Source organism: Pseudomonas sp. HS6-2 (assembly GCF_049325675.2).
Classification (GTDB): domain Bacteria; phylum Pseudomonadota; class Gammaproteobacteria; order Pseudomonadales; family Pseudomonadaceae; genus Aquipseudomonas; species Aquipseudomonas putida_N.
In genome coordinates this window covers 1,743,870-1,760,571 of record NZ_CM143906.1, presented here as the reverse complement: position 1 = coordinate 1,760,571, position 16,702 = coordinate 1,743,870, and the positions used below count along the sequence as shown (strand labels likewise).

At 58.9% G+C, this 16,702-nt stretch carries 11 protein-coding genes; 1 reads left to right on the top strand and 10 read right to left on the bottom strand.

The genetic code is table 11. The annotated features are described in order from the left end of the window. Nucleotides 1-47: 47 nt before the first annotated feature. The 9 genes from ACOKS3_RS08250 to ACOKS3_RS08210 all read right to left on the bottom strand — a co-directional run bounded on the left by ACOKS3_RS08250 (nt 48) and on the right by ACOKS3_RS08210 (nt 9,208). Nucleotides 48-1,424 carry a sigma-54-dependent transcriptional regulator gene (locus tag ACOKS3_RS08250; RefSeq protein ID WP_422763234.1) on the bottom strand — a complete coding sequence of 459 codons (1,377 nt, stop codon included), beginning with the start codon at nt 1,422-1,424 and terminating at the stop codon, nt 48-50. Further along, nucleotides 1,424-2,641, bottom strand: coding sequence for a sensor histidine kinase (locus tag ACOKS3_RS08245; protein ID WP_103446482.1), 1,218 nt, complete (start codon nt 2,639-2,641; stop codon nt 1,424-1,426). The genes ACOKS3_RS08250 and ACOKS3_RS08245 overlap by 1 nt, the downstream gene beginning before the upstream one ends. A 141-nt stretch (nt 2,642-2,782) precedes the next feature. Continuing rightward, nucleotides 2,783-4,258 (bottom strand): transcriptional regulator FleQ, encoded by a 1,476-nt coding sequence (fleQ, locus tag ACOKS3_RS08240; RefSeq protein WP_103446481.1) that lies wholly within the window; start codon nt 4,256-4,258, stop codon nt 2,783-2,785. 167 nt (nt 4,259-4,425) lie between these two features. Continuing rightward, complete coding sequence (locus ACOKS3_RS08235) at nt 4,426-4,722, bottom strand: flagellar protein FliT (protein ID WP_103446480.1); 297 nt, start codon at nt 4,720-4,722, stop codon at nt 4,426-4,428. Between the two features lie 14 nt (nt 4,723-4,736). Then, nucleotides 4,737-5,132, bottom strand: a complete 396-nt coding sequence (gene fliS, locus ACOKS3_RS08230; RefSeq protein ID WP_103446479.1) for a flagellar export chaperone FliS — start codon at nt 5,130-5,132, stop codon at nt 4,737-4,739. Nucleotides 5,133-5,266: 134 nt separating this feature from the next. Continuing rightward, complete coding sequence (gene fliD, locus ACOKS3_RS08225; protein WP_103446478.1) at nt 5,267-6,667, bottom strand: flagellar filament capping protein FliD; 1,401 nt, start codon at nt 6,665-6,667, stop codon at nt 5,267-5,269. A 78-nt stretch (nt 6,668-6,745) separates the two neighbouring features. Further along, a complete protein-coding gene (locus tag ACOKS3_RS08220; RefSeq protein ID WP_103446477.1) occupies nt 6,746-7,105 on the bottom strand; it encodes a flagellar protein FlaG in 360 nt (119 codons plus the stop codon). 71 nt (nt 7,106-7,176) lie between these two features. Next, nucleotides 7,177-8,019, bottom strand: a complete 843-nt coding sequence (locus ACOKS3_RS08215; protein ID WP_103446476.1) for a flagellin domain-containing protein — start codon at nt 8,017-8,019, stop codon at nt 7,177-7,179. A 253-nt stretch (nt 8,020-8,272) separates the two neighbouring features. Continuing rightward, complete coding sequence (locus tag ACOKS3_RS08210; RefSeq protein ID WP_103446475.1) at nt 8,273-9,208, bottom strand: ketoacyl-ACP synthase III; 936 nt, start codon at nt 9,206-9,208, stop codon at nt 8,273-8,275. A 368-nt stretch (nt 9,209-9,576) separates the two neighbouring features. Between ACOKS3_RS08210 and ACOKS3_RS08205 the strand changes: the two genes are divergently transcribed. Beyond that, nucleotides 9,577-13,035 (top strand): glycosyltransferase, encoded by a 3,459-nt coding sequence (locus tag ACOKS3_RS08205; protein WP_422763233.1) that lies wholly within the window; start codon nt 9,577-9,579, stop codon nt 13,033-13,035. 76 nt (nt 13,036-13,111) lie between these two features. Here ACOKS3_RS08205 and ACOKS3_RS08200 read toward each other — a convergent pair whose 3' ends face one another. After that, nucleotides 13,112-16,678, bottom strand: coding sequence for a glycosyltransferase (locus tag ACOKS3_RS08200; RefSeq protein ID WP_422763232.1), 3,567 nt, complete (start codon nt 16,676-16,678; stop codon nt 13,112-13,114). Between the last annotated feature and the right edge of the window lie 24 nt (nt 16,679-16,702).

Sequence of the window (16,702 nt, the reverse complement as noted above, 5' to 3'; positions counted from 1 at the left end):
AGCAACTCATGTGCCAGCCCGAACCGCAAACATATAAATGACTGTCTTCAACCGAACAGACTGGCTTCCACGTCGAGCCCGGCATCACGCATCTGCGCCAGTTTGTAGCGCAATGTACGCGGGCTGATGCCCAGCTTTTCGGCAGCTTCCTTGCGCCGCCCACGCTCGGCACGCAGGGTGTCGATGATCATCTGGAATTCATGACGACGCATATCGTCGCCCAGGCCACCCGAATCAACCACCACCTCAGCAGATGATGGCGATATAGTGGCAACCACCCCAGCCGACAATGGAATGGCGCCTGCCAGACAAAAATCCGCCGCCTCGATCACCCCGCCCTGCTGCAAGATCAACGCCCGCTGCAAGGCGTTGTCCAGCTCGCGTACGTTGCCCGGCCAGGCATGCGCCTGCAGGCAGGCGCGCGCCTCGGCAGACAACCGCACCGGCGCGTGCTTCATCTTCGCCACGTGGCGCGCCAGCAGGCGTTCGGCCAGCGGCAGGATATCGCCACTGCGCTCGCGCAGCGGTTGCCAGGCCAGCGGGAACACCGAAAGGCGGTAGTACAGGTCTTCGCGAAAGCGCCCTGCCGCCACTTCACCTGCCATGTCGCGGTTGCTGGTGGCCAGCACCCGGATGTCCAGGGCGATCGGCTTGCGCCCGCCAACCCGTTCCACCTCGCGCTCCTGCAACACGCGCAGCAGCTTGGCCTGCAGCCCAAGGGGCATCTCGGAAATCTCGTCGAGCAGCAAGGTGCCACCCTCGGCCTGCTCGAACTTGCCGGCCTGGGCGGCAATGGCGCCAGTGAAGGCCCCCTTCTCGTGGCCGAACAGCGTGGCCTCGAGCATGTTGTCCGGGATCGCCGCGCAGTTGATCGCCACGAACGGCTGCGCCGCCCGCGGCGACTGCTGGTGGATATAGCGCGCCAGCACTTCCTTGCCAGTACCCGACTCACCGGAAATGAGCACGGTCGAGTCGCTGCGCGCCACCCGCGCAGCCAGCTCCAGCAACTGTCGACTGGCGGGCTCGCAGGCCACCGGCCCCTCATTGTCGGTCGCCGTCAGGCGCCCGGCAGCATGGCGCTCGACCAAGCTCAGCAAAGCCTTGGGCTCGAATGGCTTGACCAGATAATCCGCCGCCCCTTGGCGCATGGCCTCCACGGCACGCTCGACGGCCGCGTGGGCGGTCATCAGCAACACCGGCAACTGGGGTTGATGACGGCGCAGCTGCGCCAGCAACTGATGCCCATCCATGCCCGGCATGTTCACGTCACTGACCACCAGGCTGTAAGACTCGCCCTCCACTGCCTGCAGCGCCTCTTCGGCGCTACCGACCGCATCAAAGGCGAAGCCACCGATCTCCAGGGTATCGCTCAGCGCCTGGCGCAATACGCGGTCATCCTCGACCAGCAGCACCTTGATTGCCATCACACGACCTCCGTTGCCTGCCCGTCGATCAACGGCAGCTCAACCTTTACACAGGTGCCACGCCCGACCTTCGAGCGCAGCTGCAACTTGCCCTGGTGCGCACGCACCACGGCCTTGACCACCGCCAGCCCAAGCCCGGTGCCGGTGGCCTTGGTGGTCAGGAACGGTTCGCCCAGGCGCCCCAGCAGCTCGGCATCGATGCCACTGCCGGCATCGCTGATATTCAGGTGCAAGGTGCGCTCGCGGCGGAACAGGTGCACCTTGAGCCGGGCCGGGCTGTCACTGGCCTGCAGGGCGTTCTCGATCAGGTTGAGCAAGGCGCCGACCAAGGTGTCGCGATTGCACAGCAACTCGCCCAGGTGGCTGTCGCACTGCCAGCGCACGGCATGCCCTTGCACATGGGGCTGAGCCGCTTGCTGCAGGGCCTGGAACAAAGCCTTGGGGGTCAACCGATCACCCAGCGGCAGCTCGCCACGGGCAAACACCAGCATGTCGCGCACCTGGTGCTCCAGCTCGTGCAGGCGCTCCTTGAGGCTGCCAGCAAAGCGCTGGCGGGTTTCTGGCGCGAGCTCACGCTCGCTATCGGCCAGGTGGCTGGCATAGAGCATCGCCGCCGACAACGGCGTCCGAATCTGGTGCGCCAGCGAGGCGACCATACGCCCCAGTGAAGACAGGCGCTCATGCCGGGCCAACTGGTCCTGCAGGCGGCGGGTTTCAGTCAGGTCGTTGAGCAACACCAGCTGGCCAGGCTCGGCGTCCAGCGAGCGGGTGGCGATCGACAGGCGGCGGCCATCGCGCAGCGAGACCTCATGGCCATCGTCCTTGCGCGGGGCGAAGCTGCGCGCAATCACCTGGCGCCACAACTGGCCGACCACAGGCTCGCCGAGCATTTCGCAGGCCGCGGGATTGGCTTCACGCACCAAGCCTTGGTCATCGATCACGATCACCCCGCCTGGCAGCAGGTCGAGCAGGTTCTGCAGGCGGTTGGCCAGGCGTTCTTTTTCGTTCAGCTCGGCCATGCGCTGCGCGCCGACCACCGCCAGCTCACCCTTGAGCTCGCTGACGCGGGCTTCGAGCATGCTGTAGGACTGGTTGAGCTGGCTGGAAACCTGATTGAACAGGGCAAACGCCTGCTCCAGCCCCTGTCGACTCTCCTGTTCGACCGGGGTACGCCCCTGCAGATCGGGGACTCGGGAAAAGTGGGCGGCCTGGGGCATCGTGCTCTCTCGCGTGGCTGACCGTCATAAAAACGGTATGTTGCCAGCGGTGTAGCAATAGCCGTGCCGGGGATGGGGATTAGCGCTTACAGGCCCAACCTCTTCGCGGGCAAGCTCGCGAAGAGGCCGGCACAAGCGGAATCAGTCTTCCGCCTGGTCCTCGCCGCCCTGGCGGCTCATGCCGTACTTGCGCATCTTCTCGACCAGGGTGGTACGGCGAATGCGCAAACGTTCAGCCGCGCGTGCAACGATCCCGTTGGCATCGTCCAGCGCCTGCTGGATCAGACCCTGCTCGAGGCTGCCAAGGTAATCCTTCAGGTCCAGCCCCTCCGGTGGCAACATCGCATGGTTGCTGAAGTTCGGTGTGTGCCCGTTGATCGCCACGCGCTCTTCGAGATCACTGCGCAGGCTGTCGACCAGCTGCTCGTCTTCATCGTCGATATAGCGGAACTTCTTCGGCAGCTCCGACACCCCGATCACCCCGTACGGATGCATGATCGCCATGCGCTCGACCAGGTTGGCCAGCTCGCGGACGTTGCCCGGCCAGCCGTGGCGGCACAGCGACATGATCGCGGCCGAGTTGAAGCGGATCGAACCGCGCTTCTCGTGCTCCATGCGCGAGATCAGCTCGTTCATCAGCAACGGGATGTCTTCCACGCGCTCGCGCAGTGGCGCCATCTCGATCGGGAACACATTGAGGCGGTAGTAAAGGTCTTCGCGGAAGGTCCCGTCCTCGATCATGGTTTCGAGGTTCTTGTGGGTCGCCGCAATGATGCGCACATCGATGCTCTGGGTCTTGTTGCTGCCCACGCGCTCAAAGGTGCGCTCCTGCAGCACACGCAACAGCTTGACCTGCATCGGCAGCGGCATGTCGCCAATTTCGTCAAGGAACAGAGTACCGCCGTTGGCCAGCTCGAATCGCCCGGCACGGCTGGTGATCGCACCGGTAAAGGCGCCCTTCTCATGGCCGAACAGTTCGCTTTCCAGCAACTCGGCCGGGATCGCTCCGCAGTTGACCGGCACGAACGGCGCTTCGCGGCGCTTGGAGTGGTAGTGCAGGTTGCGCGCCACCACTTCCTTGCCAGTGCCTGACTCACCGAGGATCAGCACGCTGGCATCGGTATCGGCCACCTGCTGCATCATCTGCCGCACATGCTGGATGGCACGGCTGGTGCCGACCAGGCTGCGGAACAGGTTAGGCTCGCGCTGACGACCGCGCTCACGGGCCTGGTCGTACATCTCGCGGTAGACCTGGGCACGGTGCAGCGAATCGAGCAGCTGGCTGTAGCTCGGCGGCATCTCGAGGTTGGACAGAACCCGACGGCGCAACTCTTCCGGGTAGTCGGCAGAAGAAATTTCACCAATCAGCAGAACCGGAAGGAACTCATCCCAACCAGCCACTGTCTTAAGCTGCCCGAGGACACTGCCCGGGGCATTGACGGTACCGATGAGCACGCAGAGCACTTCACGACTCGAAGACAGGCTCCCTACGACCTGCTGCCAATCCTGGCTGGAGCATGGGAGGTTATCTTCGCCGAGAAAGTTCAGGACCACCGCCAGATCGCGGCGGCGGGCGCTGTCGTCATCGATCAGGAGAATCTTGGTTTCACGCCACATGCAATAGCAACTTCCCTAGTCATATCGGCGCCCTTATCAGGGCATGCTCGACATCTCCGACTGAATGGTCAGTGTTCGGACGTCTGAAATTCGAAAACAGCCACTAGTAAAGTCAAAAAAACCCGTGCAGTCAAATTAATGGCGCACGGCTTTCTGTTCATCTGTGGTCAACTGAACAGATGGTATACCTTGGCGGCGTTTTTCGCCTGACGGATTTGCGTCATCTCGTCGACTATTGATTGACGCTCGCCACTTGCAACGTCGATTAATTGCCGGTAAACGTCGAGCAGCTGTTCCAGGCTGTCGCGAACATCCGCTTCCTGGCCCTGGGCCTCACCCAGCACATCGCTGATGCGCAGGCGGCATTCCAGGTCCAGCTCGCCCACGGCATCCCAATCGCGCTTTTCCAGCGCCGTCAGCAGCAACTGACGGGTCTGTTCGATACGGGTGATCACATCGTTCATGTCATCCTCCTTGCTCAGGAAGCCGACGACTGGTCGCCGATTGCGTCCCAACCTTCCTTGACGGTAATGAGCAGACGCGCGACTTCGTCGATGATGGCGGGGTCGCTCTTGGCATTGGCCTCGATCAGGCGGCGGCTCATGTAGGTGTACAGGCTGTCCAGTTCTGCGAGGGTTTCCGCCTGGTTTTCCAGATCCAGACCTTCGCGCAGACCACCGATGATATCGATGGCCTTGCCGATCAGGATGCCCTTCTGGGCAATATCATTGCGCGCGATTGCACCCTTGGCCTGGGCCATACGGTCAAGCCCGCCTTGCATGAGCATTTGCACCAGGCGGTGAGGGCTGGCTTCGGATGTCTGGGCCACGCCGTTGACTTTCTGGTATTGCCGAAGGGCCAACATCGGGTTCATGGATCTACCTCGTTGCTGCGAAAAAGGTTGCTTGTACCCTGTGTATCGCCGGGACGTCAAAAAACTTTAGGGAAAAAGCCAAAAGCCCGGGGCATCCTGGGGACGCCGCCGGGCTTTTGGCAGAACTCGGAAAATCAGGACTTCTTAGCTTGTGCGTTGATCGCCTCGAAAATCGAGGTGATCTGATCGGCTTGGGCCTTCATCTTGCCCAAAGCCGTATCCAGCGCCACGTACTTCTTGGTCAACGACTCGGTCAGCGAGTCGGTACGGCGATCAAGAGCGGCCTGCTGGTCGCTGAGGTTCTTGGCAACCTTGTCCAGGCTCGCCTTGCGCGTTGCCAAACTGCCGTCAACGGCGTTATACGGGTCGATGGCCTTGTTCATGCGCTCGAACAGGCCATTAGTGCCAGTGAACAGGTTTTGCACTTCGCCGCCCAGTTTCTTGTCGTTCATCGCAGCGGTGAACTTGCTGCTGTTGAACTCGAGCGTGCCATCTTTCTGGGTATTGATACCCAGCTGACTCAGCGTGGTCAATTGGTCACCCGCACCTACCTCCGACAACACACTGCGAACATCGCGCAACAACGAGCGCGTGGTCGGGTCGTTGGTCAGAGAACCCAGCACCGTATTGCCATCATCATCGGTACTGGTGCTGGTCAGCGAAGTGATGGCCTTCTGCAGCGTGTTGTACGCATCGACAAAGCTTTGAATCGAAGTCTTGAGACCATCGTTATTCGCAGCGACCGTCACCTTGGTCGTCACGCCGGTCGCGCTGGCCCCGGTCAGATCAAGCTTGATACCACTGATGGCATCGCTGATGGTGTTCGTGGCGCTTTTCACCTCGAGCCCATCAATCATGACAACGGCGTCCTTGGCGACAGCAGTGATGAAGCCCGCACCGTTATCCGCCATGGACTTCGTTCCGTCGATCGCCAGCTCGGTAATACCGCTCACCGAAATGTCAGTTTCAGCGCCGGTGGTCGTGGAGCCAAGCACCAATCGCGCGCCGTCGGCGCCGGTGATAATGTTGGCGGAGAGCCCGTTGGCACCCAGTTCCTTGTTGATCTGGTCGCGCACGCTCTGCAGCGTAGCGCCCGCCCCCACCTTGACGGTGTAATCCTTATCACCCTGACTGATTATCAGGTCACCTTCAGGGATGGCAGTCGCTGCCCCGCCGGTAAAGGCCTGGCTCGCCACCTTGGAGCCGGTGGCAAGGTTTTTCACTTCGATATTGTAAGTACCAGCAACAGCTGTGTTGCTGGCGGTAGCCTTGACGATGGAGTCGCTCGCGGAAGTCGCGGCAAAAGCGTTGAATGACGGCGCGGTACTGTCATTCAGCTTGGACATGGCCGTGGTGAAAGCCGTAAGCGCACTACGCAGCGCGCCAACTCCTGAAATGTACGCGGTATTGTTGCTGGTCTGCCGAGTGATCTGCGCCTGTTTGGCCGCGGTATCGGATTTGACCAGAGCAGTCACGATCTCGGTGATATTGAGACCGGAACCCAGACCGGTACTGGGAATAATCGAGCTTGCCATGCTGTTGTCCCTCTCATCAGCGCGTCAGCCCCAATCCTGCGGACCGACATACACCACTTCATTGATGTTCGCCGCCAATCATACCTTGGCGTCGAACAGAACACTGTTGACATCGCTCAGACTGTGGGCGATCCGCAAGGCCTCTTCCGAGGGCAACTGACGAATCAGCTCACCGCTGTCGCTGGCGATGACTCTGACAACTATCTTGCCGGATTCTTCATCCGTGGAAAATTCCAGATTGCGCTGAGACGCCTTCAGGAACTTTTCGATCTCCGAGACAGCACTTTTGACCTTGGCGGCATCGTGCACCGTTTGCGTGTCTTTATGTGCATCATCGGTTTTACTCGCTTCCGTCGACCGTGCAACCGGTTTTTCGGCAACCTGCTCGGCCTTTTGTGTGGCCGGGTAAGACAGGTTCAGCTTGACGCTCATGTCCATGTCCACCACCTCGCAATGAAAAGGCGGGGAAGCGCCTCAATGTGCACTCCCCCGCCAATCACCATCACCGATTACTGAAGCAGCTTCAGTACAGCGGATGGCAGCTGGTTGGCCTGGGCCAGAACAGCGGTCGAAGCTTGCTGCAGAGTCTGCTGCTTGGTCATTTGAGCAGTTTCAGCGGCGAAGTCGGTGTCCTGCACACGGCCACGAGCGGCTTCGGCGTTTTCGTTGATGTTCTGCAGGTTGTTGATGGTGCTGGTCAGACGGTTCTGAGCGGCACCCAGGTCAGCACGGGTGCTGTTGATGGTCTGCAGAGCGGAGTCGATGGCGTTGACTGCGGCGCTGAAGGCAGCAGCGATGTCGCTGTCGGCACCGGAAATGGCGATCGAACCACTGTCTACGGACAGGGTAGCAGCAGTCAGGTCAGCCAGGGTGATGCTGATCTGGTTCTCGGAGCCGGTGTTGGAACCCACCTGGAAGCTCATGGTGACGCCACTGTTCAGCAGGTTCTTGCCGTTCAGCTGGGTGCTGTTGGCGATACGGGTCAGCTCGTCCGACATCGAAGCGAACTCTTTGTTCAGAGCGGCACGGTCGTCGGTGCTGTTGGACGAGTTGTTAGCCTGAACAGCCAGTTCACGCATACGCTGCAGAATGTTGGTCTGCTCTTGCATCGCGCCTTCAGCGGTCTGGGCGATGGAGATACCGTCGTTGGCGTTTTTGATTGCCATGGTCTGACCACGGATCTGCGAGGTCATGCGGGTAGCGATCTGCAGGCCGGCGGCGTCGTCTTTGGCGCTGTTGATTTTCAGGCCGGAGGACAGACGGGTCATCGAGGTGCTCAGTGCATCGGAAGCACGGTTCAGGTTTTTCTGAACGCCCAGAGAGGTGGTGTTGGTGTTGACGGTCAAAGCCATGACGAATTCCTCGTTGGATTGGGTACTACGGCTTCCGGCCTTGGCAATTCGCCGGGTGTGGCACAGAGAACCTTCGTAATAGTTATCTTCGTCAGGGCGGGTTTCTTTAGGGGATTTTCAAAAAAAAATTACTGGCATCCTGCCAGCCCAATGAAATCAAGGAGTTGACGCCAGATAACAGGCGCCTCCAACGTGCAGCGCAGAAAAGAAAACGCCGCCTGAAAGCGGCGGCGTCAATCACTGCGATGAGCGTTCAGTCACGGCGTTCAATGATTGCCGAGCCCCAGGACAGCCCCACACCAAAGCCACTGAGCGCCACTCGCTGGTGCTGCGAGCCCATCACGTGCTTTTCCAGCAACAGTGGAATGCTCGACGACACCGTGTTGCCGGTCTCGATCATGTCCTTGACGAACTTATGCCTGTGCTCGCCCTCAGCGAAACGCGCCGATACGGCATCGACGATGGCTGCGCTGCCCTGATGCAGGCAATACAGGTCGATATCGTCAGACTTCAACTCACTGGCATCGAGCAACTGCTGCAGGTGCGCCGGCACCTTGACCAGGGCGAAGTTGTAGACCTGGCGGCCGTTCATGAAGAACTTGCCATCGGTAGTACGCAAATGCTCGGCGCCCGCACCGTCGCTGCCGAACAGAGACTTGCCAAGCTGCCAGGTAGCCCCCTCACCCATCCAGGTAGCAGTGGCCGCATCACCAAACAGCATGGTGGTGTTGCGATCTTCGGGGTCGACGATCTTCGAGTAGGGGTCGGCGGTGATCAGCAGGCCGTTCTTCAGACCGGCGGCCTCCATGAAGCCTTTCATGGCGTACAAGCCGTATACGTAGCCCGAGCAACCCAGAGAGATGTCGAAGGCTGCGACAGCAGTGGTCAAGCCCAACTTGTGCTGTACGATCGCAGCAGTGTGAGGCAAGCCTTCGGCATCACCATTCTGAGTGACAACGATCACAGCATCAATGGATGCCGGGTCCAGCGTGGCATTGGCAGCGAACAGATTTTTGGCGGCCTCGACGCACAAATCGGAGGTTTCCTGGGTTACATCCTTGCGCGGCAAGAAGGTCGAACCGATCTTGCCGAAGATGAAATCCTGCTCCTTGCCGAATTTCGCACCCTGAGCGTAGTTGTCCAGGCCCTCAGCAGGCACGTAACTCGCAATGCTTTTGATGCCAATCATTGTGGCTTCCCAGTGAATATGGCGGAATTTCAGGGTTGCTGTGGCTTCGACAACCGGTCGCTAGCCGCGCCATCCCAGCACCCTCTTAATCTCAATAGATTAGAGATGCACGTTTCGACTGCCAAGTCACGACTGCACGCTCAATGGCAAAATCAGCTATTAAGTATCGCGCCAATGCCGCTTGAAGCCAGAAACCAGTGGCATTCTTCTTGCTTCAGCCGAGTTTCGCGTCAATACAGGGTGGCTTTCAATCTCACCCCCGGGAATTCTCGAACCACCGTCTCAGCGACTGCGCTAGCAGACGCCCACCTTGGAAGCGTCACCATGCGTACTGCTAACTTAATCATCGACTGGCCTTGGGCATTCACATGAGCGACCTGATGCAGCTATCCACATCCTGCGACGACTCGGCAGCGAGCCGATGTGACTCGACACCACTGTTTTCAGTGATTATCACCACCTTCAACAGGCCCAACCTGCTAGCCGACGCGCTCAACAGCCTTTCCCGGCAGACATTTGCTGACTTCGAAGCGCTTCTGGTGAATGACAAGGGCTGCCCGGTCGAATCGTCGCTGGTCGAGCTGCCATTCCCCATCATGTATATACGCCAGGCGCATAATCGCGGGCCTGCAGCGGCTCGAAACACAGCCCATCGCCTGGCCCAAGGTCAATACATTGTTTATCTGGATGATGACGACCTGTTCCTACCAAACCATCTCGAAACGCTTGCGCAGGCCATTGAACAACATCCCGACGAGATCATTTACAGCGATGCCATCTTCATCATCGAAGAGCTTGTCGACGGCAAACGAGTCGAGCGGCATCGGGAGCAGCGCTACACGCATGGTGAGTATTCCAGAGACCGGCTGCTTACCAACAACTACATACCGGTAAATACCTTCGCATTTCCTCGTCGACTGCTGGCACTGTTCGACGGGTTTGACGAAAACCTCAAGGGCCTGGAAGACTGGGACTTCCTGATGCACCTCACTCGGCACGCCAACTTTCGCCATATCCCTCGGGAAACGGTCGAAGTTCGGATGCGAAGCGCCAAGATTGATGCCACGCGCCGATCCGAGTCAGTGAAAAACTTCTACCCCGCGCTCTATCGACAGCTTTATGACCGCCACCCGGTCCAGGACAATGACACCGTCCACCGAGGCAGAGCGGCCATGCTCCGCCATCTCGATACAACCTTCACCCCTGGCCAGCACCTGGCAGGCTGGCTGGAACGCCGCACATTTACGCCTGCACAGCGTGAACTGGCCAGTGCTCACCTGGCTGCCCACCCGCCAGCACCTAGCTTCGCGATTGCCGTGATCGACCTGGAGGGCGACCTGATCAAGCTGGCAGTGACACTGGAGTCGCTGCAACTCGCCAAGGCCCAATATCCTCACGTAATCGCTCTGGTCATGTCGACATCGAGTGCCGTAGCCGAGCGCTATCACGACATCGCCGTGCAGGTAACCCGCGAAAACTGGCTTGAGACACTCAACCAATCAATCGCCGAGGCGGATTTCGACTGGCTGGGCCTGATCCACGCTGGCGATGAGATCATCGCTAGCGGACTACTGCTCAGCGGCCTGGAATTGTTGAATGCCCCGGACTGCCGCGCACTGTACTTCGACCTCATCTATCGCCAGGCGGATGGCAGCCAGGGCCCCGGCCTCAGACCCGACTTCAACCTGGACTACCTGCTGAGCCTCCCGTCGGTAATGGGCCGCCACTGGCTCTTCAGGCGAGGCGCGCTGATAGAAACGGGTGGCTTCGATTCCCAGTGCAGTGAAAACCCTGAGTTCGAGCTGGTATTACGGTTGATTACTGCCGCAGGACTCCAGGGACTAGGCCATATCCCCGAAGTACTTCTGAAAACGGACTCGCCACCCATTCGAGAGCTGGCCGGTGAAAAACACGCCATTCTTCAGCACTTGTCCTCACGCGGGTATGAACACGCTAACGCCAGGTTCGAGCACAATGGCCAGTACCGCATAAGCTATGGCCATACCTCGCAACCGCTAGTGTCGATCCTGGTGCTTGCGGGTGACGACCTCGGCCATTTGCAACGCTGTATAGACAGCGTCCTGGAAAAGACCCGATACAGTCACTTCGAGCTTCTGCTGATCCGCGATAACCCGGAGGCAAGGGATATCAGCGCATGGCTGCGCGCACTTGAAGACCTCGCAGAAGCCAGGCTCCTGGTCATCAATCCACCGTCCACGATGACGGCGCCCGCCGCGCTCGATTACGCCGCAGGTCACGCCAACGGTAGCTACCTGTTGCTGCTTTCCCCTGAAACAGTGGTCATAAAGGAAGACTGGCTTGACGAACTGTTGAATCATGCCCAACGCCCGGAAGTCGGTGCCGTAGGCCCCAAGTTGGTATCGCCTGAAGGCGCTGTGGTGCAGGCTGGCCTGATTCTTGGTCTAAATGGTGTGGCCGGACCTGCATTCGCAGGTGAGTTCATGGACTCGCCGGGATACTTGCAACGCTTGCAGGTGGATCAAAACTATAGTGCGCTCAGCAAAGACTGCCTGATGATCGCCCGCGAAACACTCGACCAGATCAATGGCATCGACCCGGGACAATTAACTCGCTACTTTGATGTCGATCTGTGCTTGAGGATTAGGGATGCCGGCTATCTTAATGTGTGGGCCTCCAATGCATTACTGCTTTCGACGGCGAATCGGAAAGCGCCGCCTGACGCTGATGATGACATTGCCATGTACCAGAAATGGCTACCTACTCTCGCCCGCGACCCTGCCTACAATCCAAACCTATCACTCGCAAGTGCCGGGGGCTTCGGCCTGGCCGACAACGCGCTGTCCTGGCGCCCGCTATCATCATGGAAGCCTCTTCCAACCGTTCTCGCATACCCCCTGGACAACACTGAAAATCGTCATTTGCGCGTGACCGAGCCAATGCTGGCCATGACGTCAAGCGGCCTCATCGAAGGTGTTACATCCCAAGTGTTCCTGCAACCTTGCGAGCTGGAAAGGCTTCGCCCGGACAGCATTATCGTCCAATACGGTCCCGCCAATGCGTCGCTGGACGCACTGCAGCAAATCAATCATCTTTCATATTCATATAAAATCCTGGACCTTGGAGACCATCCTGCGCTCGGCCTTACTCACGCCGAAAGTGACTTGCAAACCTTCATTCGCTACGTCCACCGCGCACTACCCTTCGCCGACCGAATACTGGTAGCCACCGAAAGTTTCGCTGACGCGATAGGGAGCACCGATACCGAGCTCATCATTGTGCCCAGTCGTTTGCCTGGCGACTTATGGGGTGCATTGGCAAGCACCCGTGATGCAGGCCAACGCCCTCGTATCGGATGGGCAGGCGACGCACGCTCAGCGACCGATCTACGCATCGTGTCGGATGTGATCAAGGCGCTTGCGCAGGAAGTGGAGTGGGTCATCATGGGCGCGTGCCCTGCCGAGTTGCGCCGCTATGTACATGAGATTCACGATGAACCGAACTTGCAGCAGCGCCCCCAGAAGCTTGCGCAATTAAACCTGGATTTGGCACTTGCGCCGCGGGCGGACAATCCGGCCAACCTTTGCAGAAGTAATCTGCAAGTATTGGAATATGGTGCCTGCGGCTACCCAGTGATCCGCAGCAAGCTGGATACATTGAGCGACAACCTTCCCACAACCCCTGCCGTCAATAACAGCGAGGCATGGATCAATGCCATACGAATGCACTTGAACGACAAAGTTGCATCCGCACAGCTGGGCCAATACCTGCAAGCTATCGTTCGGAGCGAATGGCTATTGAAGGGGCACATTTTAGAAGCGTGGAAGAAGGCCTGGTTGCCTGCGTAAAAAACCTATCCCCTGCGGCACTCTCATCAAACTGCTGCAGGGGCCTTCAATTCGACCGCCCCCTGTTCGACGCGGGTCAATCCGCCAGCCAGCCCCACTCCCAGCGCTTCAGGTTTTCACCACGCAAGACATAGTCACGCATCACGGCAGCGTGCAACTCATCACCCATACGGTAGCTCGCTGCTGGATCGGCCAAGTGCGACCGAATGGCTTCGACCCATTCTTCAGTGCTATTGCTGTAAACGCGAGTGCAAGGCAGTGATCCCCGGTAAGCCTCGGTATCAGTGCAGATCACCGGGTAACCACACGCGCCATACTCCAGCAGACGCAGGTTGCTCTTGCAGTCGTTGAAAATATGGAATTCCAGCGGCGCCAAGGCTAGGTCGAGGTTCAAGCTCGCAAGCTTCGCCGGGTAGTCGGCCAAATTAACCAGCGGATGGAATTCATGTATGTACGGCCGTAACTCATCAGGGCACATGCCGAAGAACACCCAATGAACTTCATTCGCGAGCTGCCGAACAGTTTCGGCTATGATTTCCAGATCACCACTGTGGCTGGTGCCCCCCCCCCACCCTACCCTTGGTTTCGGCCCAATCGCCCTTTTGCTCTGAAGGCCGCTCCAGACCTGCGCGTTGAGCATGTTTGGCACAACCCGGAAATCACTATGCATCGATGCCAAGGCATCGGCCAGCGCCTGGGTGGTAACCACGACCCGATCGCAGAGGCCGATGGCCCGGCGCAGATGCTTCTCTATGTCCGCCGGCTTGTTGCGGGCATGCTTGTTTTTTTTCGGTGCTTTCAGCACATAGTCGTCGATTTCATAGATGCGCCGCGCATCGGAATACTTGGCTAGGCGCTCGATGTCCCGAACGCCTTCTTCGTTATGCCGCAGTTGCACCACAATGATATCGGGGTTCATGCGTTCGAGCTGGATGGTCCCTGGCACCTCATAGGAAACGCGTCCGACAACACGCCCGGCAGCCTCAAGGTTATAGAAAGGCTCAATCACTCTGTATCCGCCTACAGCCGAAGCATTGACCGGCAAGGCAAGAACCGACGGAAGCGTCCGTGCACAGAAGGGATCCCAGCTGCCTTGCGAGCTAGGGTCGAGGCTGAAGTTTATGCGCCCAAGCCCGAGGTTGGGATTGTAGGCAGGATCGCGGACAATCAGTGATCGCCAACGCTCGAAGAATTCCGACTGCTGCGCAAGCGGCGCATTGGCATGCGGCTCAGCGCCGACAGCCCCGATAGCCCGCAGGCACGCGTGCGGCGTCCAGACGACCAGATACCCTTGAGTTCTGGAGCGTAAACACAGATCAACTTCGCCCAGGCCGCTGGAGAATTGCGCAACATCCAAACCGCCCAGAGATTCGAAAACAGACTTGCGCACCATCAGGCAATCACCCGCCACCGCCGTCCAGTTCTGAACAACCTGCAGCCGTTGCAGGTAGCCACGACTCTGGCCATCGTCGCCCGCACAAACCAGCCCCACTCCACCGCTGCCACCCAATACCAATCCAGCGTGCACAACTCGCTCATGAACGTCCAATACCTTGGCACCCACGATTGCCACTTCCGGACGCTGAGCATGATTGAGCATTTCACCCAACCACTGACCCTCGCAGACTTGCAGGCCTGCCGACAGCATCAGCAGGTATTCGCCCCGCGCGACAGCGAATGCCTCGTTGACCATAGACGCGACACCAGGATCGCCGGCAAGACGTAGCACTCGAAGCATCGCCCCACCGACCTCCTCCATCGCCTGAAGCCAGCTTTCCAAGTCTGGCTCCAGATCGCCAGACGCGACCAGAAGCAACTCGTAGCGAGGATAGGCTGTGAGCTCCATCACAGACATGACGCAGCGCTGAAGCACATCCAGGCACTGATTGCAGGGCACCACAAGCGTGACCAGAGGCTGATCGGCATGCTGGTAATCGATTCGGTTGAGCAGGGCCAACTCATCGTGGCGCACCCGATGATTGATACCCAGGCGATGAAGGTGCTCGCTGGCAACGCGTTCACTCTGCGCGATGACCGCATCCTTCGATAGCCACTGAGCAAACCCGAAACTGGAGTGCACCTGAATTTCCGCAACATGCTCCACGACCTGCGGGCCCTTGTTTTCAACCAGGCGCCAAAGCAGATCATGTGGGGCAAGATCGGCGAAACGGGCGTCCAGACCACCAGCCGCGATCATTTCGGCACGATCGAAGGCCAACGTGCGCCCCGTGTAGGGATAGCTGCGCATCAGATCGATGTTGAAGTCGGGTTTGAATATCGGCTCAATCGGCTCGCCATCGACCCATGAGTCTTCATCGCTGTATATACAGGCAAGTCCTGGCAACACGGCGATACGCTCTGCCAAAAGCAACAAGTTCGAATCTACAAGCCTGTCACCTGCCTGCAGAAGATAAACCCAGTCGCAATCGTCCAACGCCAAAACGACCTGATTGAGTTGTGTGACCCAGTCAGCTGCCAGCTCATACCGAGTTACACCCGGCCATTCGGAGCACTCGGCACTGGACAGGACTACACAATGCTGCGCGCAGTAGTGCTGCACCTGAATGCTGCGCAAGGTATGGCCCAGTTCATCCACATTGCCATCGGGATCCAGCACCAGAACGCCGATCCTGGGCACGCTCGCACACGTCTCCAACGTGCGAGGAAGCAGCTGTATCTGGGCTGCACTAAGCTGACGCTCGGCGATCCATTCCCGATAGAGGTCCGCATAACTTTCACTGGCGCTTCCAATGCGACGTTCCATGGTGTTCTGCCAGTTGCCCACCACCAACACCAGATTGATTTCCTTCCACTCACTCGACCCTTCGGATACGCCAGCCAATTGCCTGTAGCGCACCCAGCCTTGTGCTGGCGCTGCCTCGCCCCCGCGTACCTTCAGCATTTGCCGCAGCCAACCCCATTCCAGACCGACCGTGGCCTGCACGGCTGGCTGCTTACTCAGGCGCTCGGCGTGCAAGCGCTCGATGAGCAATACATCACTGATCAGGACCAGATGCCCAGCCCGCATCAGACAGCAGAAAAGGGCCAGGTCCAGTATTGCCACAAATCCCAGATCACCCTGAGCCAACACGCCGAGCAAACTGAGTGCCTGGTCTCGTCGCATCAAAGCTGAAGACAAGTTGCCTAAAAAATTGGCTGGATGATCGTTGAGCACCGACAACACATCGCTGCCGTTGAATATGCAATCAGAATTGACGAAGCGCGCGTTAGCCAGACGCATGGGAAGCACATAGTTATTTTCGTCGGCAAACATGCGCTGAGCGAGCACCAAGCCGACATCCGAATGCTCTGCCAATATCTGAGCCTGACGTGCCACGCACAGCGGCATAAGTCGATCATCGTCGCAAAGGACCTTCACCCATTCGCCATCTGCTGCCTGCACGGCCTTTAGCACGTTACTAACAAAACCCAGGCAATGCGGGTTGCGAATATAGCGCACCGACCTTCCGCTCTGCTCCTGCACCGACTGAACGATCCCTTCGATCTCGTCACCTTCGCTGTCGTCGCACACGATCACTTCGAGATTCTCGTAGGTTTGCCCCACTGCACTTTGCAGCGCCATGGCGAAGAAGCGAGGATTGAAAGCAGGTATGACAATACTGACGAGAGGTTGTGCGTTCACATTTGGGCCTTGGGGGGAGGTACC